Below are 24499 nucleotides of genomic sequence, written 5' to 3' on the forward strand. Positions count from 1 at the left end.
ATTATATTATTACAAAATACCCAAATTCTTTTCGTATTTTTGCGCCAAATTTACAAAACTATATGTTAACAGTATCTAACTTATCTTTACAATTCGGGAAAAGAGTTCTTTTTGACGAGGTAAATATTATGTTTACCAAAGGAAACTGCTACGGAATCATCGGAGCAAACGGTGCGGGAAAGTCTACATTCCTGAAAATACTAACAGGAAAGCAGGATCCTACAACAGGACATGTATCTCTGGAGCCAGGGAAAAGAATGTCAGTTTTGGAACAGGATCACTTTGCTTATGATCAGTTTACAGTTCTTGAAGCTGTTTTAAGAGGTAATAAGAAATTATTTGAGATAAAAGAGGAAATGGATGCGTTATACGCAAAAGAAGATTTCTCTGACGAAGACGGTATTAAAGCCGGTGAATTAGGTGTAATTTATGACGAAATGGGTGGCTGGACTGCAGAATCTGATGCGCAAACCATGCTTTCTAACGTAGGAATCACCGAGGATATGCATTGGCAGCTAATGGGGGAGCTTGAAAACAAAGACAAAGTAAAGGTTCTTTTGGCTCAGGCACTTTTCGGTAATCCTGATGTATTGATTCTGGATGAGCCTACCAACGACCTTGACATTGATACCATCTCATGGCTGGAAGATTTCCTTGCTGATTATGAAAACACGGTAATCGTTGTATCTCACGACCGTCACTTCCTGGACACTGTTTGTACACACATCGGTGACCTTGATTATTCTAAACTTAACCTTTACACAGGTAACTATTCTTTCTGGTACCAGGCATCTCAGCTGGCAACCAAACAGAGAGCCCAAGCAAACAAAAAGGCTGAAGAGAAGAAGAAAGAACTTCAGGACTTCATTGCAAGATTCAGTTCTAACGTAGCGAAGGCGAAACAGGCTACTGCAAGAAAGAAAATGATTGATAAATTAAACATCGATGACATCAAGCCAACATCAAGAAGATACCCTGCAATCATTTTCGAAATGGAAAGAGAAGCCGGAGATCAGATTTTAGATGTAAAAGGTCTTGAAAAAACAAAAGACGGGGAATTATTATTCTCAAATATTGATTTAAATCTTAAAAAGGGGGACAAAGTAGCAGTACTTTCTAAAAACTCTTTAGCCATCACAGAATTCTTCGAGATTCTTGCTGGAAATGTAGAAGCTGATAAAGGAACAGTTGCATGGGGAGTGACAACAAACCAGTCTCACATGCCTTTAGACAACACCAACTTCTTCCAGGAAGACTTAAGCTTAGTTGACTGGTTGAGACAGTTTACAAAAAATGATGAAGAGCGCCATGAAGAATTCGTAAGAGGATTCTTAGGAAGAATGCTATTCTCAGGAGATGAAGCTTTGAAATCCTGTAAAGTACTTTCAGGAGGTGAAAAAATGAGATGTATGTTCAGTAGAATGATGCTTCAGAAAGCTAACGTTCTTTTATTGGATGAACCTACCAACCACCTGGATCTTGAGAGTATCACAACTTTGAACAACTCTTTATCCAACTTTAAAGGAAACCTTTTACTGGCATCTCATGACCACGAAATGCTGTCAACAGTCTGTAACAGAATCATCGAATTGACTCCTTCCGGAATTATCGACAGAGAAATGACTTATGATGAGTACCTTGCTGATAAAAAAGTAAAAGAATTAAGAGAGAAAATGTATTCTTAATCTGAACAACATTAAAATCTATATAAAAACACCTCAAAGCAGTGCTTTGAGGTGTTTTCGTTTAAACAATAAATAATATTTATTTCGTCAATTTTACAGCAGGTAAAGTAACCGTTCCCGGATCTTTCCATAAGCCTTCTTTCTCTGCTTTCTTTTTGATAGATTCAGCTCTCTTGTTGCTATCGGGGTGAGAATTGAACATTTTTTCAAAATTAGTCTGTGTGCTTCCCTGTGAAAGTAAGGCTAACTTTTTAAAAGCTGTATACGCTCCTACCACATCATACTTATTGGCCTTCATGAAATCATAGGAATAAGTATCTGCTTCAGATTCCTGCTTTTTGCTGTGCGAAGCATCTAAAAATGCATTTGCCATCTTCCCTACCTGACTATCATTTAGCGCAGCTACATCTGACGAAGCTGAGGAAGCGGCATCTAATGCAGCCGCCTTCAAATAAGCTGATTTCATAGCATCTTTGGTATCCTGATTCTTTACGTGCCCGATCTCATGTCCGATTACGGCAAGCAGTTCATTATCAGTCATAATATCCATTAAGGAAGAGAATACACGTACACTTCCGTCTGCACAGGCAAACGCGTTGATATCTTTTACTTTATAAACTTTATAATTAAGGTTCAGACCATCCTGAGATTTGTGTTTTCCAAACAGCCTGTTCAGTCTCACAGTGTAAGGATCTTTCGGTCCTGCTACAGGATTGTTTTTATCCATCCATTCTACTGATTCTTTGGATAATTTAATAGCATCTTCGTTGGTAAATGTTAAGGCTTTTGCACCATTTGAAACCATTCCGGCTGCTTTGCCAAGATTAATTTTCTGTGCGTTGATCGAACATGCTGTTCCCAGTAACAGGAAGCATAGAGTAATTTTTTTCATAGTCATTTAAAAATTTGGAGCACGAAGATAGTCTTTTTTTAACAATTATTAAGTCAAAACTTCGTTTCAGTTCTTCCCTGAATGCTATTTTTTTTCCTTATTTTTGTGAAATGAGTCAAAAATGGATTTACAAGCCTGAACCCGATGAGGAAGTTGTGGACAGACTAAGTTCGTCACTTGGTTTTGGTACTTTTGAATCTAAAATCCTCGTTCTTAGGGGAATTGACAATTATCAAAAGGCCAGAGAATTCTTCAAACCGAACCTTAACGATATCCACAACCCTTTTTTAATGGCAGATATGCAAAAAGCTGTAGAGCGTATTGCTACCGCCATTGAAAACGGTGAAAAAATATTGGTATATGGTGACTATGATGTGGACGGAACCACAGCGGTTGCTTTAATGTACCTGTATCTCAGCAAAATTGTTGAGAAAAAATATTTAGATTATTATATCCCGGACAGAAATTCTGAAGGATATGGAATTTCCACAGAAGGAATTGATTTCGCCAAAGAAAATGGATTTTCATTAATCATTGCTCTGGACTGTGGAATCAAGGCACTTGATATGATCAACTATGCCAGCAATCTGGGTATAGATTTTATTATCTGCGACCATCACCTTCCGGGTGAAGAGATTCCAAATGCTGCGGCTGTTCTTGATCCTAAAAGAAGTGACTGCCGATATCCTTTCAAAGAACTTTCCGGATGCGGTGTTGGCTTTAAGCTTTGCCAGGGACTGAATACGATTTATAAATTACCGGAGGCAGAATTATTTGAACTTACAGATCTTCTCGCCATTTCCATTGCAGCAGATATTGTTTCGATGACGGGAGAAAACAGGGTCTTGGCTAAAATGGGATTAAAAACCCTGAGGAAAACCAGAAATCTTGGTTTAAGGTTATTGATTCCTGAGGACAAACTTTCTCATTTCGAAATTTCCAATATCGTTTTTGAAATAGCTCCCAAAATTAATGCTGCCGGAAGAATTTCTCATGGTAAAGCAGCTGTAGAGCTTATGGTTTCCGACAATCTGAAACATGCCAACCAGATTGTGAATGATATCATGAACCTCAACGATGAAAGGCGTGAACTGGATATGAATTCCACTCTTTCCGCTCTGAATCAGATTATAGAATCCCAGCAGGAAACCAAGCATACTACTATCGTTTATCACCCGGAATGGAATAAAGGAGTGATTGGTATTGTAGCCTCAAGACTTATCGAAACGTATTATAAACCTACACTTGTATTTACCGATGGTAATAACGGAGAAATGGTAGCTTCTGCAAGGTCTGTTTCTGATTTCGATGTACATGAAGCTCTTGATATGTGTTCTGAGTATTTCCTTAAATTCGGAGGCCATCATGCTGCCGCCGGACTTTCGATGGAAAAAGATAAGTTTGATGCCTTCAAGGAAAAATTTGAAAGAATTGTTTCTGAAAAAATCCAGGAGCACCAAAAGGAACCTTCTATTACGATTGATACGGAAATAAGAATTGACGAAATCAACAGAGAGTTTATCAATTTCCACAGAAAACTGGCGCCATTCGGGCCTCATAATATGAAGCCTATTTTTACATTAACCAATCAGAAGCTTTCCGGATATGTAAAAACCATGGGAAAAGATAATAATCACCTGAAGTTTTATATCAAGCAGGAATCTACGGGACGAAATATTGAATGTGTCGGATTCAAACTCGGACAGTTTGCTGAAGATTTTAAAAATAAAAATTTTGATCTTGCTTTTACCCTGGAAGAGAATCACTGGAAAGGCAATGTCACTCATTATCTTAATATCAAGGATGTAAAATTCAGGGATTAATTACTATTATTTATAATCTTCTACCTGCCACCTGAACAAATGAAAAAAATCGGTTTATTTTTCGGATCATTTAATCCTATTCATATCGGGCATCTTATTCTGGCCAATTATATTCTGGAAAATTCTGATATGGATGAGCTTTGGTTTGTGGTAAGCCCGCAAAACCCATTTAAGGACAAAAAGTCTTTACTGAATGACCATAACAGACTTGATATGGTACAACTGGCAGTAAAGAATTACCCCAATATGAGAGCTTCCAATGTGGAGTTTTCTCTTCCGAAACCAAGTTATACTATTGATACCTTAACGTATCTGCATGAGAAATACCCTGATTATTCTTTCAGTCTGATCATGGGAGAAGATAATCTGAAAAGCCTTCACAAATGGAAAAATGCTGATATCCTGATCAAAAATCATCATATTATTGTTTACCCAAGAGTATTTGAAGGCGAGAAAAAAGATCCGGAATATTTACAGCATGAAAATATCTCTCTGGTAAAAGCACCCATAATAGAGCTTTCAGCTACGGAAATCCGTAATATGATAAAGGATGGTAAAAATGTAAGACCTATGCTGCCACCAGAAGTTTTTGAATATTTGGATGGTAGTAGTTTTTATAAGTAATTTTGTAAATCAGAAATGAGAGGCTAAAACCAAGCCTGGAGAAAGACTCTTACCTTTTAACTCTCACCACAATCTTAAGAAATGAACTTCATCGAAAAAATATTCTCAAAATATTCTCAGGAAAAAATCATCAGATGGTTTAAGCAGATTTGTCTTGCAGAGGCCATTTCATGTCTTTTGTTGTATGGTGTTGCGATGATCTGGATACGATACGATGAAAATTTATATTCTATTATCTTCATCAGTGTTATTGGTAGTTTACATGGTTTATTTTTTACCCTTTACCTTCTACTCTGCCTACCTGCCAGAAAAATTTATAATTGGGATGATGAAGATTTTGTTTTTGCCTTATTATCGGCATTCTTCCCCTTTGCAACGGTTTGGGTAGATAAAAAACTGGCCCGATTCGACAGAGAATAAACAATATTATGAAAGGACCTTTTCGGTCCTTTTTTATTTTACGGATATTACAGCCCAGCTTCACAGATACCTTTGTGTGGAGCATAATTCCTGGACCATGGGGATAAATTCCAGGTATTAATTATCCATTTTTTTAAAAAAATCTTTCATAATTTCTTTCATTGATGTAACATTTAGCATCATTTATTTGTCTTATTATACAGAAAGATCAAGCAATCAATATTTTAAACTAAATTTTTATCAACTGACAATCAATCAATTGCGATAATTAAAAAATATTTTTAAGTACTTTGTATTGCATAATACTAAATTTATTATATATCTTTGTAATGTTAAATAACAAACCATACAAGCTATTAATTAAAAAAGAATAATCATGAAGACTCAAATTCTTATTGCAGCACTATTTTTCGGTGGACTTATCACTGCCCAGCAGAAAAAAGACAGTTTGAAAGTAAATGCTATTGATGCAGTGACTCTCAAGAAGCAGGTTTTCAAAAAACAAGGTGACCGTTTGGTATACGATGTAGCTTCTTCATCTATTGCTAAAGGGACCAACACCTTTACTCTTTTGAAACAAACACCGATGATTTCCAGCATTGACGGAAAGACGCTGAAGATTTTGGGAAAAAATGATGCAATCATTTACATCAACAACAAAAAAACCAATATGGATTCCGAGGCGTTGATTGAAATGCTGAAGTCTACTCCCTCTGAGGATATCCAGAAAATTGAAGTGATTACAGTTCCCGGCAGTGAATTCCAGGTTGAATCCAAAGAAGGGGTGATCAATATTGTGATGAAAAAAAGCAAAAACAACGGCTACAACGGAACGCTGAAAATGCAGAACGAGCAGGCTTATTACAATAACCCTAATGCAGGAGCTTCTTTTAATTTCAGACAAGGTAAATGGTCTGGTAATTCCAATTTCAGAACGGGAAGCTGGACAGACAGACAAAGATATACGCTGTCCAACGGAGATCCTACTTTCAAAAATGAATCCTTTGGATTTAATGATGATCCTAACAAAAATTTTGGAGGCGGTTTCAATGTTGATTATGAGATTAATAAAAAACACAGTTTGGGATTTTCCTACAACATGAGATACAATAAAAGTTTCAATTCTGTACTGGATATTACCAACTGGCAAAACGGAGTCTTAAACAACAGAACAGTGAATAACGAGGATGCACAGACCAGAAATCATTCTTTCAATTTAAATTATGAGATGAAAACAGATTCTCTGGGAAGTAAACTTACATCAAACGTTTCTTACCTGTGGTTCAACAGAGATAAAGTAAGTTTCAATGAGAGTTTTCCTTTAACGAATGATACAATCAATAAATATTCTGCATTGCATCAGGCGGTACCCCAAATTATCAACAACTATGCAGCCAATATTGATTATCTGAAAAAGACGGCAAAGGGTGCAACATGGTTAATGGGAATCAGCTACAATCACACCAATACAGATAACGATACCAGACAGGATAAACTAATAAAGGGAGAATTTATCATCGATCCCAACCAAACCAATCACTTCATTTATAAAGAAAATATTCTTGGAATTTACCTGAACTATGAAAGAAAACTGACTGAAAAAATATCAGGAAAGATTGGTGCCCGCTACGAAATGACCAGAAGTACCGGAGATATTGTGGATAAAACAGGTTTTGAAAGAAATTACAACAACCTTCTGCCTTATCTGAATTTAAATTACGCCATCAATTCCGATCATAATCTGAGCTATACTTTCTCCAGCAGAATCAGAAGACCGAGATTCTGGGAACTGAATCCTTCAAGAACTTATTTTACTCCAACCAATTATACACAGAACAATCCATTTATACTGGCTTCCAAATATTATAATCAGGAGTTAAATTATATGTACAAAAATGCATTCTATGCCAATCTTAGTTTTAATATGGTGGAAGATGCAGCAGCTTCAGACCTGATTCCATTGCAGGGAACGGTAACAGCTCCTAAAAAAGATGCTGACGGGAAAATCATCAAGGATATCAAAGGAAATCCAATTATGGAAACTACCCGATTCCTGAGATACATCAGAACCAATTATGGTAAAAACAGGGAAATTGCTCTGACCCTAGGAATGAACAAGTCCTGGTTCAAAGACATCTGGACAACCAATTATTCTGTCAATCTGGGATATGTTACCTACAAAGGCGGAGTATTTGAAGATCCTACTTCCATGCCGGTTCCGGGAGAAACTGAAGTAGTGGATCCTTACATCATTGATGTCAAAAACTACAATATGTCTGCAACCCTCAATAATATCATCAGACTTTCTTCTAAAAAAGACTGGTTCCTGGGAGTGAATTACTTCTTTGCCAGCCAGACTGCCATGGAAGGAGGAATGATCCGAGCAAGACAAAGCTTCGATCTCAGTCTGAAAAAAATTGCAGGAGACTGGACTATTGTAGCGGAAGTGAGTGACTTATTCAATCAAAGTTTCTACAGCATTAGAGGCGTACAGCCCGATGGAAAATTTAACAATATCACCAACTTCAATTATCCAAGGTTGATGAGCCTAGGGGTTACTTATAATTTCGGAAATCAGAAACTGAAAAAAGCAAGGGAAATGAAATCGGCTAACGATGCTGTAAAATCAAGAACCTAATCTATAAAAACTTATTTCACTAAATCCACTCTTAAATAAAAACAACATGAAACGTATAATTTTGTCAATGGCTATTGTATTCGGTACCTGTGCATTTGCACAAGAGAAGAAATCTGATACGGCAAAAACAAAAAACATAGAAGGTGTTACCATCACAAAGCAGGTTTTCAAAAAGCAAAGTGACCGTTTTGTATACGATGTGGCAGCATCACCAGTTGCCAAAGGAAACACCACTTTTGATCTTTTAAAACAAACTCCTTTATTATCTTCTACAGATGATAAAACATTAAAAATAGCAGGAAAAAATAATGCTCTGATCTATATCAACGGAAGAAAAAGCAATATGGATTCTGAGTCACTGGCTCAGTTTCTGAAAAATACTCCGGCTGAAAATATCCAGAAAATAGAAGTGATTACTGTTCCCGGCAGCGAGTATCAGGTAGAATCTTCTGATGGAATCATCAATATCGTTTTAAAGAAAAAAATGAGTGACGGTCTGAACGGAAACATGAGAATGTCTAACACAACCAATAAGTATAACGGAAGCCAGGCAAGTTTCTCAGCCAATTACAGAAAAGATAAACTGGGAGTAAGTGCCAGTCTTAGCGGTGGTGAAAATATCGAAGCACAAACCTATACCCTGAGAAACGGAACCTCAACAACGTCCAACGAATCTACCGGAGATATTGACGATCCGAATAAAAACATAGGAGGTTATCTGAATATCGATTACCAGCTGAACGACAAAAGCAACCTTGCCTTATCATGGAATACATGGGCCAATAAAAGTTATAATTCAACGGTAGATTTATTCAATACCATAAAAAAAACGAATACGGAATATACGTGGTCTAAAAACAGAGAGAATACACGATCTTATAACAATTCTGTGAATTTAAACTATGAATTAAAAACGGATTCTCTGGGTAGCAAACTGAATGTAAATGCAGCCTACCTCAACTACAGAAGGTTCCAGTTTACGGATAACCAAACCTTTACCTCAGATATCAACCGAAATGTAGGAGCAAGAACAAAACAAGTTATTCAGGACCTTCCGCAGATCATTAATAATTTCTCCGGAATGGTGGATTATAATCAAAAGTTTAAAAATGATCTTACCGTTTCCGTCGGTGGAAATTATAACAAGACTAAAACAGATAACGATTCTAAAAACATCACTTATTCATTTAATCCCGTAACAGCTCCGGATTCAAGACCCAACCATTTTATCTATGATGAAAACATCTACGGAATGTATCTTACCGTTGAGAAAAAAATTTCCGACAAACTTTCAGGAAAAGTAGGTGCCAGATACGAGATCACCAACAGTCTTGGAACGTCTGACAATGCACCCACAGAAGCCCTGAGAAGAATTGAGAGAAATTACAAAAACCTTCTTCCCTATCTCAGCCTGAATTATGCGATTAATGATAAAAACAATATTTCCTATTCCTTTTCAAGCAGAATGAGAAGACCAAGCTTCTGGGAACTTAATCCGGTAAAAAATATTCTGACCGATGATAACTATACTCAGAATGATCCGTTTGTAAAGGCCTCTTCCAACTACAATCAGGAACTTACCTATATGTACAGAAATTCGTATTTCCTGATTTTAAACCATTCTTACATTCAGGACGTCATTACACAGGTTCCGCTTCAGGGATATCCGGTATCGCCGGATGGTAAAATTGGTGATAACCCTGCATTACGATATATCAGAACCAACTTTGGAAATAAGCAGGAAATGTCGGCCATGGTAGGTATTCAGAAGTCGTTTTTCAAACAGTACTGGACAACCAATTTCAATATCGGAGTGCAGCATAATATCAACAATGGAAGTCTTGATACTGATCCTACAACCGGAGACCGCTTCAAAGATCAAAAAGGGCCTAATGGAAACTTTATTACCTACACCAATAAAACCAATTCTACCAGTCTTCTGATCCAGACCAATAATACCATCCGTCTTGATAAAAAGAAAACATGGTTCTTCGGACTTAATTATTTCTTTGTAGACAAGCAGCAGATTGAGCTTGGTTCACTGAAAAACTTAATGAGTCTGGATCTCAGTCTTAAAAAAATGTGGAACGACTGGACTTTTGCAGTGAATGTAAATGATGTACTGAATACCAACATCGTGAAAATTGAAGACTTTCAGGAGAACGGAAATTATAATTATATCCACCAAAACCGTTACAACAGAAGTTTAATCGTAAGCCTTACCTACAATTTCGGAAACCAGAAAGTGAAAAAGGTGAGAGACATCGAAGGGGCATCAGATGCCATCAAAAGCAGAACAAGATAGAGAATTATCTTTCTTCATATTTAATTATTCTTACGGTATCCGCTGATTCTTCTCAGCGGATTTTTTATGTATATTTTAAACAAAAAATAACACGTCCTGAATCCTCAAAACGTGTTATATTTATTTTTAAATTGATTTATTCAGATTTTGCAACAGCTGTTCTTTCCGAAACGCCATTGGTATTGAAAGCTTCAATCTGGAAATAGTAAGCATCCGTTCGGTCTGCTCCGGTAAAGAAATACTCATTCTTTCCGTATACCATGATGCTTCCGTACAATTTATCGGGAGACTTTCCAAAATAGATTACATAGCCGTCTGCATCAGGGTTCTGCTGCCACTTCATCCAGATACTTCTTCTTTCACCATACTTCTTTGGATCAGCTCTCAAAGGAACAAACCCTTCCACTTTAGCAGGCTGCTTTCCTGCTCCTTTTCCGAATACTCTGAAACCGCTTAATGCAAATTTTCCTGTTGGCATTTTAAGGTTTTCCATTTTAAGGAAACGAGCTTTTGCGGGCTGTTCAAGTTCTACATAGTCGTGAGGAACATCTTTCATGTTTTTGCTTTTATCCACAATCACATTCCATTTTTTCCCGTCATTGGAGCCATAGATTTTATATTGATGCATTTTCCCCAACGTTTTTCCCATAAATTCTGCATCCTGATCCGCATAATTGATCTGAATGGCATTAATTGTAGAAACTTCCCCCAGATCCGTCTGGAACCATTCCCCGGAATTTCCGGTCTTAGCACTCCAATACGTTTTGATATCTTCATCTACCGCATAGTTGGGCTGATACCCTCCCAAAGTAGATGAAACCTGCACCGGTTTATTATAGTTCAGAAGCATCCATCCGGCAAAAAGACCTTTTGTAAAATCTTTTCCCTGTGCATACTGCGGAAGGTATGTAGGATAATCGCCATAAGCCGTGTTACAATACATCACATCATCTTTATCAAATCCTGCCGGCCAGATTCCCAATCTTCTTTCAAAATTATTTTTAGTTGAAATAAAGATGGTCGAAACATGCCACCAGTTTTTGTAATTGTCTTCAAATGTCGCTCCGTGCCCTGCACCTCTTGCAAAACCACCCGGTTTATAAGAGAACGGATTATGCTGCTGATATTCGAAGCCTTCCAGAGGATTTTTACTCACATACACTCCATCGGAATAGCCGCTGAATTCTGTTGCCGGAGCACCATACTGCATATAATATTTCCCGTTATGCTTCGTCATCCACGCTCCTTCTACAAAAGGCTGAAGAAAAACATTATCATTGTATTCCCCAAACCTTTCCCAACCGTGGTCTTCAGGTTTTAGCTTAATAATCGGTTTTACGAAACCTTCGGACTGAAGGTTTTTTACTTTCACTTCTGTTCCCAGCAATGGCCATTCATTGCTTGAACCCCAGTACAGATATAATTTATTCTTATCTTCATCATAATGGAATGCAGGATCCCATGCTCCTACCTTCAGTGTATCCATTGCAATTTTCCAGTCGTCTTTGGTGGGATTGGTGCTTTTCCAGATCGGGAAATCCTGTTCCCAGGTAGAGCCATACACATACAAAGTATCTTTCATTGCCCAGACTGCCGGGGCATTAAGATCATGGATGTATTTGTTATCTCTGAGGAATTTCCTTTTTACAAACTTCCAATCCAGCATATCATCACTGTACCAGTATCCTTCCTGATTGGTAGAAAAAAGGAAAAGTTTATTTTTAAAATTGACAATTACCGGATCTGCTGTAGCGCGGTGCTTTCCCTGTTTGGAAAAGGCTTCAAAAGGGGTATATCCGTAGTCGATATTGATAGGATTGCAGAATGTTTTCTGCTGGGCTCCAACAATAATTCCAATAAAAATTGTTAATGATAAAAAATATTGTCTCATTTTCAGATTTTAAACGTTCCGGACAAAGTTAACTAACTTTTTTTGGTTTTCTCCAAATAAAGCCGTCCAGAAGATAATGAGTGAGCTGCGGAACAACCAGTAAAGGAACCAGAAACTGAAAAAGATTTTCTGAGATCACCATATTCAGGGAAAAATGCTCATTCCAGACAAGCGTTTCCCACAAAAATTCTTCGAGAAAGGCAAACAATAAAATGACTCCGACAAATAGGAAGATTCCTGAAAAGGATTTAAAAATCTGCATCCGGTTCAGCTGATGATTTTCTTTTTGCTTTATTTCCCGGATATAGATCAATGCGATATAGGGAATACCGTGAGAAACTACATTCAGAAACGTAAAAAGGAGATCATTGTTAAAGTAGATAATTCCGAAATACCAGGAAAGAAAAGTTCCCGTGATCAGTGCTGTTTTCGGAATGTTAATTTTTTTTGTTTTAAAAGCTTCAACAACAGTTTTAGTGATCCAAATAATCAGAATGACAAAATAGATAACGGTAATTATAGGAACATAATCCGGAAGATTCTGAAGCCAGTCAAACTCATTGTTGACAAACCAGGTGAAGGCACGGGGCGTTTTAAACCAGTACAGCATCGGATAAATCGTTGCGGAATACACAGCCACCTTATCTATTTTTTTGCTCCAGTTATCCGGTTCAAAGCGCGCATAGATTCTCATAAATCCGTATTGCTGCCGTATAAAATGAAAAACGGCAATCAATGCCAGGACCGACCAGAAGGTCAGACTTCCAAACTGAAACAGGATCATTCCCAATATCCAGCTCAGAACAGGAATTCCCAGATACAACAGCTTATTTCTCTGAACCTCTCCTTTTACAAAATAGGTTTTAAACAGCGTGGAATATACATGGGCTACATCTACAAAGACGATAAGAAAAAGCCAGGTATAAAAGGAATAGTAATTTTCCAGCCCCTGAATCTGTTTCTGAAAAAGAAAAATAACAAGCAATACAAGGAAAGGCGGCGATAAAATAAACCACCAGTCTGTTTTTGCGTTATGTATCCACGGCTGTTTCATTGTATTATTTTAAATCATTTGTTCTGCAGTCCGGAACCCTTGATAGAAAGCTTCTTCAAAAATAGATATTCCCGAAAGATCGGAATGGGCAAAGAAAATTTTATTTTCTATCGGTTCTTTTGCTTTTTGGGTTTCTTCTCCAAAAATCTGGTAGGGAACCGGAGCAATCATGGCATGTCCAATTTTATGGAACTGCATTTCCAGAATGAAATCTCCTATCAACGGATGGGCTTTCTTCAAATCATCCAAAACTAAAGTTTTAAGTTCAGATTCTTTCATGGCATACAGCTTTTTCCTCGCTTTTTTGCAATCTGCAGTTGAAAAACTTTTATAGTGAGTAATCACTTTTTCGCCTATAACCTGGTTCAGATTCTGGTGCTGGTCGAAGATATAACCTAATCCCGAAGAACCGTAGATCACATTATCCCAGGCCAGCTCTTCATCTCCTCCGAATTCATTCTTCAGGGTAATGGTGGTTAAAAGCCACGGAACATAATGAAATGATGATGCTCTTTTTTGATTAAAAATTCTTTCATTCACAAATTGTGGGGTTGCAAACAGTACTTTATCCGCAATGATTTTCTTCGTTTTCTTTTGGGTATTATCAAAACTTAAGACCTCAACTTTATCATTGATTTTTATATCAAAAACCAGATTTCCCGGCAAATGTTTTCCCTCCGTATATTTTGAAAAATGTTTTGCCAGTCTTGCATTTCCTTCCGGCCAGGTAAAGACCTGATCTTTATATTTTGTGCTCCAGTTGTTTTTTCTTCCGGCAAAATAATGAATGCCTGCCCATGCTGAAACGTAGTCTATTCCTAATCCGAAATCATCCCTGCAGGAATAATCCAGCAGCCAGAGAAGTTCTTCCGAATAGAAGTTATTTTCTTTGAGCCAGTCTTTAAAAATGATTTTTTCAAGCTTTACAACCTCATCGTCTTTGCTGGAATCGTGTACCGGAATGGCAAACCAATATTTTCCCTCCGTGTCTTTCTTTGTACGAAATTCATCCATCAGCTTAAAAAAGCGGGCAAGCTCTTGCTGGATCTGTGCGGAAATTCCTCTTTGCGGAACAATATCGTTCTGCCAGGCATTTTTATAAAACAGTCTTTCCTGTTGTGGAAAAGTCATTTGGTATTCATCAAGGATGGGTTCTCCGTTTTCTTCTGTTCCTAAGCAGATTTCACATTCTTTCAGGAAGTCGATGATTTCTGTATTCTCTTTGTTCGGTAACGGTAAATAATGAGCGCCTAAAGGAAATTTTGAAAATGAATTCTGTCCGTTCGAAGAATTGCCGCCAAGATGATTTTCCATTTCCAGAAGAAGATAATCCTGCTCATGTTGCTGGCTGAAGAACCTGCACGCTGAAAGTCCGGAAATTCCTCCTCCGACAATAAGATACTTAGTGTGGATAACTTCTGAAAACTGTGGAAAATCTTTTGCCCATAATCTATGCCCGAGAACATGATTGGTCCCTGTGATCTTTAACAGCAAAGCTTTTACTTTCTTTCCGCAATACTGCAAAAAAGGAAGCATAAGGCTACCTAAAAATATAGTTGTAAGAAAATCTTTTCTACTGTACTTTCCCCCACTCTTCATCGAAATAACGGACTAATATCTGGTTGTCCAGACGGTTAACTTCTACGTCTTTCACTTTCATATCTTTATTGAAATAAGACATCTGTGAAAAATTGTAATCATAATATTTTAATCCAGGCAGCTTTCTGTAGATTCTGTTGTTGATGGGTTCAAATGAAGCCATAGTGAATCCCCATTCTCCAAAAGATGGAACATAGGTGTGATACGCTGCTGTGAAAGGAAAAATCTGATTGATCGTTTTTTCAATACACCAGAAAGATTTTGGTGCAAAATACGGAGAGGTGGTCTGAACCACAATCCTGGTATCAAGAGTTGTAAGTCTTTCCAATTCTTTATAAAACTGCAGGGAATAGAGTTTTCCTAAGCTGTAATTAGACGGATCGGGAAAGTCTATGATGATGACATCAAACTTCTTTTTGCTATCTTTTACCCAGATGTAAGCGTCTTTATTGATCACTTCCACTTTAGGATTGGAAAATGAGCTTTGATTCAGTCTTCGCATGGTTTCATTGGTTTTGAAAAACTGAGTCATTTCCCCATCAAGATCTACAAGGGTTACTTTTTTAACGTCTTTGTATTTTAAAACTTCTCTTGCTGCAAAACCATCACCACCGCCAAGAATCAGAACATTATCAATGTTTTTTGCCATAGACATCGCAGGATGTACCAAAGCTTCATGATAACGGTATTCGTCGGTGGATGAAAACTGCAGGTTGTTGTTTAGATATAAACGAAACTCGTGAGTGTTTCTCGTTAATACGATTCTTTGATAGGGTGAGCTTTTGGTATAGACTACATTTTCACCATATAGCTTTTCTTCAGAATATGATAAAATAGTATCTGAAAAAATGAAAAGTCCCAGAAGAAATGCAAACGCTGCAATAGATTTTACTTTGAGTGATAGAGGTTTTGATAATTCCTTTGTAAGATAATAGCAAAGGAATATCGCAATGGAGATATTGATTAATCCAAAAAATAATGGGGTTTTGACAATCCCTAATTTTGGAATTAAAACCAATGGAAAAAGAATCGAGGCCAATAAGGCTCCGATATAGTCGAATGCAAAGACGTTTGAAACTAAATCTTTAAATTGTACCCTGTCTTTTAAAATATTCATCAGAAGCGGGATTTCCACCCCTACAAGACATCCGGTGAAGAAGACAAAGAGATAGAGAACGCTTTCAAAATGTGCCAGTGTATTAAACAGAATAAAAAGCACAACAGAACTGATTCCGCCTACAATTCCTACGAGGATTTCGATCTCAATGAATTTATCAATAAGATTTCCTTTGATGAATTTCGCAAGGTAGGAACCTACTCCCATTGAAAAGAGATACACTCCGATAATGAAAGAAAACTGCTTTACAGAGTCTCCTAAAAGATAGCTCGCCAGGGCTCCGGCCACCAGCTCATAAATCAATCCACATGTAGCAATGACGAATACTGAAAACAATAAAAGCAGCTCAAGAGGAATCCTCTTCTTATCCATGAATTGCCGCGCTTATGATCATTGAAATTCCGATAATAAATGCCGCGAAGACAATAGCAATGGCTATATTTTTGTTCTGGGCGATCTCGTGCCATGTTTTTTCAGGAGTCAGTTTTTCAATAATGAAATAACATACAAGTAAAATGGCGATTCCTAAAAATGAATAAAGAACCGAGTTTAGTATGGGTAAGAAATTGATGTTGTCCATAGTTTTATATTTTTATTTGTGATAGTATCTGTAGAATCCTACTCTGGAATGGCTTCTTGTAGTTCCGTCACGATATGTTTCCGTTTTGGCACAGTCGCAGACCTGATTTCCCCGGTACGTAAGGTATACAAACCAGGTCATGAAAAATCCTCCGATCAGGCAGAGTATCCAGTTTTGTCTTATGTAATTGGTTATATTAGTTATCATTGGCAGGATAAGGTGAGTTTGAACTATTCTTCCATTTGTTTACATTAAAGTAATGTTTTCCTATCCACATCGCCACAAACAGAGCAATCATTATGAATAAAATAATTCCGAAGTTCCAGAATGAAACGGGAAGCCAGGTTGCTTTGAGCTGTACATAGGTATTGTTTGAAATAGGATCTGTAGTAAGTCTAAGGGCTTCAGTATTAATCAGGGAATCCAGTTTCTGAGTTCCGAACGATGCTTTGGCAAGTCTGATTACTTCTGATGTATCTTTTTCCAGCGTCTGTCCGTCTGTAAAAGTCTTGGTCTGCACCTTGAATATATCAGTAACCTCAATTGTTCCTGATTTATCCCGTGAAATCATGACCTTCGAATCAGGTGATGTAAGGCCTGAAAATGAGGGTAAGCCTCCTTCTTTTTCGGCGGAAATAATGAAATGATATTTCCCGGAGCCTACTCCACACAGGTTAAAATCTTCAGACTGGCTTCCTTCTGTCCAGCTTTCTCCACCTTCGTACCCATGATACTGTTCGATATCTTTGGAGGTATAGATAATTTCGTTGGTATTCTCATTCACAAGGCTTAGCTGAACATTCGCCCAGGAATTATCAACACCTGAAAAAGCATTCACCTTTAACGGAGCTGAACCGCCGGACAAGGTAAAGCTTTTGCTGACCAGCTCTTTGTCTTTTACATCTGCAAAATTGATAGTCTCTGCAAAAACGGTTTCGTTCGTTCTTGAAGTGTAGACATACATCTGGAGCAGACAAATCATTAATGCAGCCACACAAAAGATGTTCACGGCTTGTCTGATATCGAAATAATAGGGCTGAACAATCCCTATTCCCGTATAATAGGGCAGATTAGCTATTTTAAAAGCTTTCTTAACTTCATATTTTGAAATGTGAACTCCATAGAAATACTGGCTTTTTCTGCTGGTCTTCTCCTGAGAGATCATACGGGTTCCGTTGACATACTCTTTGTAGGTAGCAATGGTGAAATCCAGATGTTCATCAAAAAATCCGGCTGCAGCGTCAATAGTGCATGGAGTATTTTCGTACCACCGGTAGGTTCGTCCGAGATAGGTTGGAAATTTTGAATCTTTGCCTTTAAAATCATCAGGATGTATAGAAATCAGGAAAACCCAATGTCCATCGCTCTCACTCAGGAAAGCATCATTTCCTTTGCTGTCTTTTAAAGAATATTCACGCCAGAAAATACTGTTTCCGTATTTTTTAACAGTAATCGCAACGACCGTATATTCTGTACCGTCAATTTTTCCTTTTTGTCCGACATCTAATACAACATTTTCCGTTGGGACTTTCAGATGTTTAATTTTTTTGTTCCAGGCTACATCAATGAGATGGGAGCAGGTCATACAAACGTATTCTTCAACAGGAAAGGTGAGATCTAATGTATTTTCGGATTCGCATGCTGGGCAGACATAGTGCATTTTTATCTGTAAATTTTGTGTTTTTGAATGGTATTAGCTTTAAAATACTGAACCACTTCATCTGCAATCTGCTCTACTTTTGTGGTATTGTCCTGGGTATAATTACAAAGGAAAATATCGAAAGTAAGCTGTTTAAATTCCGGCCACGTGTGGATACAAAGGTGAGACTCTTTAAGGATCACGGCGGAAGTAAAGCTGTCATTCTCAAAAATATGATTGGTAACGCCTACAATTTCCACCTCTTTGGTTTCCAGAATTTCTTCTGTAAACGCCAGAAAACCTTTGCTGTCTAATAACAAATCTTCTGACTCTGTTTCCAAAGTCAGAAGAATATGTAAACCTTTACTTGATAATGGTTTCAATTAATTTTTTTGTAAATATATTATTTTTTTGGAAGAAATACCTCAGCAAGCATACATCTTGCGCTTCCTCCACCATTTACTTCAATGGTATTCAGGTCTGAATAGATAATTTCGCAGTATTTTTCAATAGCAGCTACCTGTTCCGGAGTTAAAGACTGATAAGCAGTCTGGCTCATCACCAGGAATTTTTTACCTTCTTTATTCTGAACCTGAAGCATGTTTCCTGCAAACTGCTGCATCTGTTCTTCAGAAATTTCAATGATTTCTTTTCCGGATCCTTTAATAGCTTCCACTACTTTTTCTCTTTCCAGTTCATCATCAATACAGTCAAGGCAGATTACGACAAACTTGTCTGCCACACACATCATTACATTGGTGTGATAGATTGGAAGTCTTTCTGTGCCTACAGTCTGGAATGAATGGAATACAACGGGAGTAAATCCGTATTTTGTACAGAATTCTCTGAACAGTTTTTCATCCAGCCTCAAAGAAACAGAACCGTAAGCAATTTTGTTATCGTGATCAAAAATCATACTTCCTGTTCCTTCCAGAAAGTGTCCCTGGGTTTCAGAGAAAGACCAGTCATCAATTTCAGCGACTTCAAACCCTTGATCTTTGATACTTTCGATAATATCTTCCCTTCTTTCCACTCTTCTGTTGGAAGCGAACATCGGATATAAAACCACTTTTCCATCCTTATGGAAACTTACCCAGTTATTCGGGAAAATAGAATCCGGAGTGTGGGGATCCAACGTATCTTTTATAGTGATCACATTAATTCCCTTTTCTCTCAGCTTTCCGACAAAGGTGTTGAATTCTGCCAACGCTTTTGACTGGATATCAGAGCCTGTCTGTTCTACCTGAAAGTAATTGTTTTTCGCCGTTTCAGCGTTGTAACCGAATGCAATCGGTTCTATCATTAATACTGTATCTGTTGTTTGCATTTTTTTTAAGTTTGAGGGTGTTGGTATATGAGAGTTTGAGAGTCTTGCAACGGTTTATTACTCTCTCACAAGCGGCATTGTAGAGCATCTCAGCAAGCCTCCCATTTTAGAGATTTCTCTGTAAGGAATTTCTTCAACAGTCATTCCCCACTCGTTTCTCAGGTGGTTATTCATTCTTGTGAATGCTTTGTCTGAAACGACAACATCAGGAGAAATGGAGAAAATATTCGGAAACATTTCAAACATTTCTTCATCGTTGATATGGAAACAGTTTTCTTCTCCGAAAATATCAATGATTAAACGGTAGTCGCTTTCATCTACAAATCCGTTTTTATAAATAATACATTTGTCTTCACCTACCGGATTAAATGTACAATCCAAATGCAGAATGCCTTCAAAAGGAACCTTATCATTTTTCTTCAGTTCCAGGTCAATGATTCTTTTCTTCGGAAAATATTCTTTTAAGATTTCGATGGCATATTCATTGGTTCTTGCTGTCTTATAGTTTCTGTAATCTTCGCTGAAGCAGGTTCCGATGAAAAGGAAGTCATTCCATACGATCACATCACCTCCTTCGATATGTGCAGTTTCGGGAAGATTGATGATCTTTCTCCATGCTACTTTTTCAAAAACGCTTTTATAGGCTTCCTGCTCGTCTGCTCTGTCTGCAATCACATTGGAAATGATCATTTTATCATCAATTACAAAGGCTACATCTCTTGAAAAAACCTGATTGTAATCTTTGATGATGCTGGGACGCAGTACTTCAACGCCATACTTTTTTAAAACCGCTTCAAAAGCGTTCATTTCATTGATAATATCCTCTTCTTTAGGATAAATGTTGTGTTCGATTGAGTAATATGACTTTGCGTCATAACTTTCCTCTAGTGTGGGAACCGGCCCCAATGAATTAGGCTGGCCCAGAACTACTGACTTCAGCCTGCCCGTTTCGTTTTTAATGTTTAGTCTCATAAAGATTTATGCAATACTACAAATATAAGTAAAGGTCTCTACCTATAAAACTTTTGGATTATTTTATGCATTAAATTGGGTTCCCAAAATCAATACACTTCAACAAAATTTCCTTGTATATGAGCCAACTGTAGTGAATAGTTCCAAAAACATCTACAACTTACTATTTTCCATCTACATAAGAACAAAAAAATAGATAATCATATTATTTAATTTCCTATATTAGTGATATAATTTTCGCGAAATTATAAACCCTAAAATTGAACTATTAACACCAAAAATCAAAGTCATGAACAAGAACAATCCGGTGCTGAAAAATGCACAAAAGTTAGGAAGAGATCAACAAAAATCCGTAATGGGAGGCGCTCCAATCTCAACAGGCAGAAGATGCTGTGAATGGGATGATGCAGGAAACTGTTATATCTGGACTTGCGACAGATGTCAATGTCCGTAATAAAATGAAAACCTGCTTTTACAAGCAGGTTTTCTTATCTTGTTCTGTTCTCTTCTTCCGTCTTCTGTGTCTCTTTGACCTGATATTTTGAACTTCCTATGTTATAACTGAGTGAAAATACCAGCCTGCTGCTGTCCCACCAGTGTGTAAAACGGTTATCCATAATCTGCTTATGCCGGAATTCCAATCGCTGATCATAAGAATCGAAAAGATTATTAAAACCGATTTTTGTGTTCAGTTTATTATCAAGCCATGCCTTTTGCACCGATACATCTACGGTATACCGTGGTTTAATAATATAGAGGCTGTTTCCTGTTTTAGATTCATAAGCACCAAATACATTTACGGTAAATCCTTTCGGAAGTGAAAATACATGGTTGATTCTCACTTCATAATTATATATGTTCAATGCAAAAACCTCATCCAGATAAGGTCTGAATTCATAATTATACTATCCTGCAATCTGACTGCTGATATTCCACCATTTTGTAATTCTGACCGGAAAGCTTGTTTCCAGCATAGCAAAATTCCGGTATGGAAGATTCGTTCCTAAGTATTCCAATACATTTGTTTCCGGATTGTAAAGGGGATAGCGTGTCATCACATCTTTTTCTTTTCCGATTGTAAAGCTTGTGATCCAGTTTTTATACCGGTATGTTGCTTTAATCTGGCTGGTAAAGGAAGGCAACAGATATGGGTTCCCTATCCAGTAATTTAACGGACTGAAATAAAATCTGAATGGGTTAAGCTGCGAAAACGCTGGTCTCGTTATTTTTCTGCTATAGGAAAGAGAAAATTCACTGGATTTATTAAAAGTATAGCTTGCGCTTAAAGACGGCAGCCATTTCAGATAGTTCCTTGAAACCACGGAGTCTACAGTAATCGCATTTGAAATACTGTTTGTGTTTTCAAATCTCAATCCTGCATTGATCTGAAGATTCCCCATTTTTTGTCTGTATGCCAGATAACCTGCCCAGATCTTTTCTTTGTATGAAAATATATTGCTTCTCGAAGGATCAAAAACGAACTGATTGTCAACAGATAATGTATCATACCTGATATTATTATCCGTATCTGAATGGCTGTATTTAAGCCCTGCTTCAATATCTATCCCTTTTATTTTCTGAGATGCATCTATCTGTGCCGTATAAATGCCAATGTTGTTCACCAGATCAGATTTCCAGTATGACAGAACATCAGCATTAACCTGGTTTTTATTGATAAAATCATCATTCTGTTTATTTTTAACTGAGAGATAGTTCCCTAAAAAAACAAGTTTAAATCCCTTATTCTGAAAAGAATAATCGGCTGTCATCCCATAATTATCCTGCGAATACTCTGTGGGGTTTTCACTGGCTGTATTGGATACCAACCGGGTTTCGTTTTTATCAGTTGTATATAGTGATCCGCTTCGTGTACGGTCATTATTCCGGAAATTACCTCTCAGATTAATCCCAAGCCGGTTTTTATCATTCAGTTTAAAGTCTGCACCTGCCTGAAAATTGTAAACTTTTCCAAGATCTTCCTGATAGGTTTGGGTACGCATGATATTGGTATTGGCCAATCGCTGCAAGGCATGATAACGATAGCTTGAAAGCCCTTCATTATAGCCCGTTTGCAGATTGTATGTCACTCTACCTGTATGGTAAGATATGTTGAATGCATTTTCCCGATAGTTGAATTTATTAACATACATATTACCATTATAGCTTGCTTTCCAGCCAAGGCTGATATTCTTTTTCAGTTTAATATCAATAATTCCTTTAAATTCTGCATCATATTTAGAGGATGGATTGGTATTGACTTCCACCGATTCTACCATTTCAGGAGATAAAGACCGTAAATAGGCCTGCAATTCCTGATTGCTCATAACAACAGGTTTCCCATCAATAAAAAAAGCAGGAGTCGTTCTGCCGCCAATAAAAATTCCATCTTCCTGGTCTACTGTAACACCGGGTGTTTTTCTTAAAACATCCAGGAGATGAGTGGAGGTTTTAAAGTCTTTATTTCCGGCAACAGACAGTACAAGATTACCTTCATTCAGCTTCATTTTTCGTGGAACTGACTGAATAATGACTTCTGAAATATTCGTTGTTGAAGATTGTACCTCTGCCAGGGAGTCGGGGATTTTTCCTTTGACAGCTTCCTGTGCTTTTCCAAAAATTGACAGAAACAGCATAAGCAGCAAGAGCCATAATTTGATGATCATAGATTTTAAATTTTATGAAATCAAAAGTATCGGCTTGAGGCAGAAAAGCGGTTTTGAAATTAAAATTCCGCAGTACTGAATTATAAATTTGAACTCTGGAACCTGGATTCAGTAAGGGTTTGAGACTGTTTATACAAAAGAGGTGTTGTATTTTTAATTTTCTTGAATGTAGAAAAGAAAGTCGATTTGGAATTAAATCCTACTTCATATCCTATTTCTTCAATTTTCAGATAGGAGCCGTTTTCTATCATTTCGCAGGCTTCATTAATACGATATTCATTGATATAGGTAGAAAAGCTTTTACCCAGATTATCATTCAGCAGCTGGGAAAGCTGATGGGCAGAGATATTCATTCTGGATGCCACATCACTTAATTTCAGGTTGGGATTCTTATAAAGCTCCTCAGTATTCATCAGTCTCTCTAATCTGCACGAAAAGCTACCAGCCTGTTCTTCAGAGATCTTTTTATTGGAATATCTTTCAGTTTCTTTTACCGGAAGCTGCTGATATTTTTTATTGAATAAAATCAGAAAATTGGCATACAGCACGAATGAAAATACCAGGCTTCCTCCCGCGCAGTAAATCTGCACCCAGCCCGTTGAAATAAGCTGATAGGTCAGAAAGATGATGATATTACTGACCAGAACCGGAAGAACAAATTGGTTGGGATTTTTATGATTCTGCTTTGAATAATTGTAGTACTGATACACTGTAAGGAATACAAATACGGACCAAACAGTATAAATAAAAGTTCCGAAATAATGTTCCCACGTAACAGGAAAAAGCAGATATAATAAACCGACAGTCCCTAAAATGATTGTCAGTATTCCAAACCATTTCTGGCAGCACTTCCAATCAAACAGTTCCTGCTGGAAGGAAGATCTTACATAGTAATAGAGTGCCGGCCCGGTAAAAAATAAGGCAGAGAGTCCCAGATGCGGAATAATTCTTGGCAGATCCGGGTAAAAGTAAATGCATACAGCAATACCAACTCTGGTGCTCAGCATCAACAAAAGAAGCCCCAGGAAAAAATCCGGGAGGTATTTCAGTTTCTTAACAAACAGCAGATAAATGCCCAGCAGAAGTCCGTTGAATGCTCCTACTGCGCTGAAGAAAAATAACATCTGTTGTCCGAAAGTCATTGGGTATTAATTTTTTACAGTAGTAAATTTAATAATTTATTGGATTCAAATTCAACAATATATATTATTTTCTTCGAGATTGACTCAGCTAACTGCTGAGTTTAAAGTTTATGGTTATTTAAATAAAA

Annotated in this window: 19 protein-coding genes and 1 pseudogene; 7 read left to right on the plus strand and 13 right to left on the minus strand. The window is 37.3% G+C overall.

Annotation, left to right across the window (positions count from 1 at the left end; genetic code table 11):
- Positions 1 to 62 precede the first annotated feature (62 nt).
- A complete protein-coding gene (locus LIV57_RS00170; protein ID WP_227940876.1) occupies positions 63 to 1685 on the plus strand; it encodes an ABC-F family ATP-binding cassette domain-containing protein in 1623 nt (540 codons plus the stop codon).
- A 79-nt stretch (positions 1686 to 1764) separates the two neighbouring features.
- On the opposite strand, the gene LIV57_RS00175 is transcribed toward LIV57_RS00170, so the two are convergent.
- Positions 1765 to 2577, minus strand: coding sequence for a M48 family metallopeptidase (locus LIV57_RS00175; protein ID WP_137905041.1), 813 nt, complete (start codon positions 2575 to 2577; stop codon positions 1765 to 1767).
- Positions 2578 to 2687: 110 nt separating this feature from the next.
- On the opposite strand from LIV57_RS00175, the gene recJ reads away from it, so the two are divergent.
- The 5 genes from recJ (at position 2688) to LIV57_RS00200 (ending at position 10387) form a co-directional block, all read left to right on the plus strand.
- Positions 2688 to 4400, plus strand: a complete 1713-nt coding sequence (gene recJ, locus LIV57_RS00180; RefSeq protein ID WP_227940877.1) for a single-stranded-DNA-specific exonuclease RecJ — start codon at positions 2688 to 2690, stop codon at positions 4398 to 4400.
- 39 nt (positions 4401 to 4439) lie between these two features.
- Positions 4440 to 5024, plus strand: a complete 585-nt coding sequence (gene nadD / locus LIV57_RS00185) for a nicotinate (nicotinamide) nucleotide adenylyltransferase (protein ID WP_110008577.1) — start codon at positions 4440 to 4442, stop codon at positions 5022 to 5024.
- An 81-nt stretch (positions 5025 to 5105) separates the two neighbouring features.
- The gene (locus LIV57_RS00190) at positions 5106 to 5444 is read left to right on the plus strand and encodes a DUF3817 domain-containing protein (protein ID WP_110008576.1); all 339 of its coding nucleotides are present in this window, start codon (positions 5106 to 5108) and stop codon (positions 5442 to 5444) included.
- A 376-nt stretch (positions 5445 to 5820) separates the two neighbouring features.
- The gene (locus tag LIV57_RS00195; RefSeq protein WP_227940879.1) at positions 5821 to 8082 is read left to right on the plus strand and encodes an outer membrane beta-barrel family protein; all 2262 of its coding nucleotides are present in this window, start codon (positions 5821 to 5823) and stop codon (positions 8080 to 8082) included.
- Between the two features lie 46 nt (positions 8083 to 8128).
- Positions 8129 to 10387 carry a TonB-dependent receptor domain-containing protein gene (locus LIV57_RS00200; protein ID WP_227940881.1) on the plus strand — a complete coding sequence of 753 codons (2259 nt, stop codon included), beginning with the start codon at positions 8129 to 8131 and terminating at the stop codon, positions 10385 to 10387.
- Positions 10388 to 10523: 136 nt separating this feature from the next.
- On the opposite strand, the gene LIV57_RS00205 is transcribed toward LIV57_RS00200, so the two are convergent.
- The 10 genes from LIV57_RS00205 to LIV57_RS00250 form a co-directional block, all read right to left on the minus strand.
- On the minus strand, positions 10524 to 12278 hold the full coding sequence (locus LIV57_RS00205; RefSeq protein WP_227940883.1) for a discoidin domain-containing protein: 1755 nt from the start codon (positions 12276 to 12278) through the stop codon (positions 10524 to 10526).
- A gap of 28 nt (positions 12279 to 12306) precedes the next feature.
- Positions 12307 to 13332, minus strand: a complete 1026-nt coding sequence (locus LIV57_RS00210; RefSeq protein WP_227940885.1) for a hypothetical protein — start codon at positions 13330 to 13332, stop codon at positions 12307 to 12309.
- 9 nt (positions 13333 to 13341) lie between these two features.
- Positions 13342 to 14868 (minus strand): NAD(P)/FAD-dependent oxidoreductase, encoded by a 1527-nt coding sequence (locus LIV57_RS00215; protein WP_227940887.1) that lies wholly within the window; start codon positions 14866 to 14868, stop codon positions 13342 to 13344.
- 37 nt (positions 14869 to 14905) lie between these two features.
- A complete protein-coding gene (locus LIV57_RS00220) occupies positions 14906 to 16420 on the minus strand; it encodes a polyamine aminopropyltransferase (protein WP_227940888.1) in 1515 nt (504 codons plus the stop codon).
- Entirely contained in the window at positions 16413 to 16628 is a 216-nt protein-coding gene (locus tag LIV57_RS00225) for a DUF350 domain-containing protein (protein ID WP_115956693.1), read from the minus strand. The genes LIV57_RS00220 and LIV57_RS00225 overlap by 8 nt, the downstream gene beginning before the upstream one ends.
- Positions 16629 to 16640: 12 nt before the next feature.
- Complete coding sequence (locus LIV57_RS00230) at positions 16641 to 16835, minus strand: hypothetical protein (protein WP_167456636.1); 195 nt, start codon at positions 16833 to 16835, stop codon at positions 16641 to 16643.
- The gene (locus LIV57_RS00235; protein WP_227940889.1) at positions 16825 to 18213 is read right to left on the minus strand and encodes a DUF4178 domain-containing protein; all 1389 of its coding nucleotides are present in this window, start codon (positions 18211 to 18213) and stop codon (positions 16825 to 16827) included. The genes LIV57_RS00230 and LIV57_RS00235 overlap by 11 nt, the downstream gene beginning before the upstream one ends.
- 77 nt (positions 18214 to 18290) lie before the next feature.
- The gene (locus LIV57_RS00240) at positions 18291 to 18650 is read right to left on the minus strand and encodes an S-adenosylmethionine decarboxylase family protein (RefSeq protein ID WP_227940890.1); all 360 of its coding nucleotides are present in this window, start codon (positions 18648 to 18650) and stop codon (positions 18291 to 18293) included.
- Positions 18651 to 18670: 20 nt separating this feature from the next.
- On the minus strand, positions 18671 to 19594 hold the full coding sequence (gene ctlX, locus LIV57_RS00245; protein WP_227940891.1) for a citrulline utilization hydrolase CtlX: 924 nt from the start codon (positions 19592 to 19594) through the stop codon (positions 18671 to 18673).
- 57 nt (positions 19595 to 19651) lie between these two features.
- Positions 19652 to 20566 carry a dimethylarginine dimethylaminohydrolase family protein gene (locus LIV57_RS00250; protein WP_076596983.1) on the minus strand — a complete coding sequence of 305 codons (915 nt, stop codon included), beginning with the start codon at positions 20564 to 20566 and terminating at the stop codon, positions 19652 to 19654.
- A gap of 289 nt (positions 20567 to 20855) precedes the next feature.
- Between LIV57_RS00250 and LIV57_RS00255 the strand changes: the two genes are divergently transcribed.
- Complete coding sequence (locus tag LIV57_RS00255; RefSeq protein WP_156121335.1) at positions 20856 to 21020, plus strand: hypothetical protein; 165 nt, start codon at positions 20856 to 20858, stop codon at positions 21018 to 21020.
- 34 nt (positions 21021 to 21054) lie between these two features.
- Here LIV57_RS00255 and LIV57_RS00260 read toward each other — a convergent pair.
- Both LIV57_RS00260 and LIV57_RS00265 read right to left on the minus strand, forming a co-directional pair.
- Positions 21055 to 23229, minus strand: a pseudogene (locus LIV57_RS00260) (TonB-dependent receptor domain-containing protein).
- Positions 23230 to 23309: 80 nt separating this feature from the next.
- Positions 23310 to 24371: a helix-turn-helix domain-containing protein gene (locus LIV57_RS00265; RefSeq protein WP_227940892.1), complete on the minus strand. Its 1062-nt coding sequence runs from the start codon at positions 24369 to 24371 to the stop codon at positions 23310 to 23312.
- Between the last annotated feature and the right edge of the window lie 128 nt (positions 24372 to 24499).

Origin of the sequence: Chryseobacterium sp. X308, from assembly GCF_020733145.1 — a bacterium.
GTDB lineage: Bacteria > Bacteroidota > Bacteroidia > Flavobacteriales > Weeksellaceae > Chryseobacterium > Chryseobacterium cupriresistens.

What these genes read in the sequence shown, in the direction of transcription:
- LIV57_RS00255 (WP_156121335.1), top strand. Translation starts at nt 20,856, where the DNA reads ATGAACAAGAACAATCCGGTGCTGAAAAATGCACAAAAGTTAGGAAGA.
- LIV57_RS00210 (WP_227940885.1), bottom strand. Translation starts at nt 13,332, where the DNA reads ATGAAACAGCCGTGGATACATAACGCAAAAACAGACTGGTGGTTTATT.
- LIV57_RS00205 (WP_227940883.1), bottom strand. Translation starts at nt 12,278, where the DNA reads ATGAGACAATATTTTTTATCATTAACAATTTTTATTGGAATTATTGTT.
- LIV57_RS00170 (WP_227940876.1), top strand. Translation starts at nt 63, where the DNA reads ATGTTAACAGTATCTAACTTATCTTTACAATTCGGGAAAAGAGTTCTT.
- LIV57_RS00225 (WP_115956693.1), bottom strand. Translation starts at nt 16,628, where the DNA reads ATGGACAACATCAATTTCTTACCCATACTAAACTCGGTTCTTTATTCA.
- LIV57_RS00215 (WP_227940887.1), bottom strand. Translation starts at nt 14,868, where the DNA reads ATGCTTCCTTTTTTGCAGTATTGCGGAAAGAAAGTAAAAGCTTTGCTG.
- LIV57_RS00250 (WP_076596983.1), bottom strand. Translation starts at nt 20,566, where the DNA reads ATGAGACTAAACATTAAAAACGAAACGGGCAGGCTGAAGTCAGTAGTT.
- LIV57_RS00265 (WP_227940892.1), bottom strand. Translation starts at nt 24,371, where the DNA reads ATGACTTTCGGACAACAGATGTTATTTTTCTTCAGCGCAGTAGGAGCA.
- LIV57_RS00195 (WP_227940879.1), top strand. Translation starts at nt 5,821, where the DNA reads ATGAAGACTCAAATTCTTATTGCAGCACTATTTTTCGGTGGACTTATC.
- LIV57_RS00230 (WP_167456636.1), bottom strand. Translation starts at nt 16,835, where the DNA reads ATGATAACTAATATAACCAATTACATAAGACAAAACTGGATACTCTGC.
- LIV57_RS00220 (WP_227940888.1), bottom strand. Translation starts at nt 16,420, where the DNA reads ATGGATAAGAAGAGGATTCCTCTTGAGCTGCTTTTATTGTTTTCAGTA.
- LIV57_RS00175 (WP_137905041.1), bottom strand. Translation starts at nt 2,577, where the DNA reads ATGAAAAAAATTACTCTATGCTTCCTGTTACTGGGAACAGCATGTTCG.
- LIV57_RS00200 (WP_227940881.1), top strand. Translation starts at nt 8,129, where the DNA reads ATGAAACGTATAATTTTGTCAATGGCTATTGTATTCGGTACCTGTGCA.
- recJ (WP_227940877.1), top strand. Translation starts at nt 2,688, where the DNA reads ATGAGTCAAAAATGGATTTACAAGCCTGAACCCGATGAGGAAGTTGTG.
- LIV57_RS00235 (WP_227940889.1), bottom strand. Translation starts at nt 18,213, where the DNA reads ATGACCTGCTCCCATCTCATTGATGTAGCCTGGAACAAAAAAATTAAA.
- nadD (WP_110008577.1), top strand. Translation starts at nt 4,440, where the DNA reads ATGAAAAAAATCGGTTTATTTTTCGGATCATTTAATCCTATTCATATC.
- LIV57_RS00190 (WP_110008576.1), top strand. Translation starts at nt 5,106, where the DNA reads ATGAACTTCATCGAAAAAATATTCTCAAAATATTCTCAGGAAAAAATC.
- ctlX (WP_227940891.1), bottom strand. Translation starts at nt 19,594, where the DNA reads ATGCAAACAACAGATACAGTATTAATGATAGAACCGATTGCATTCGGT.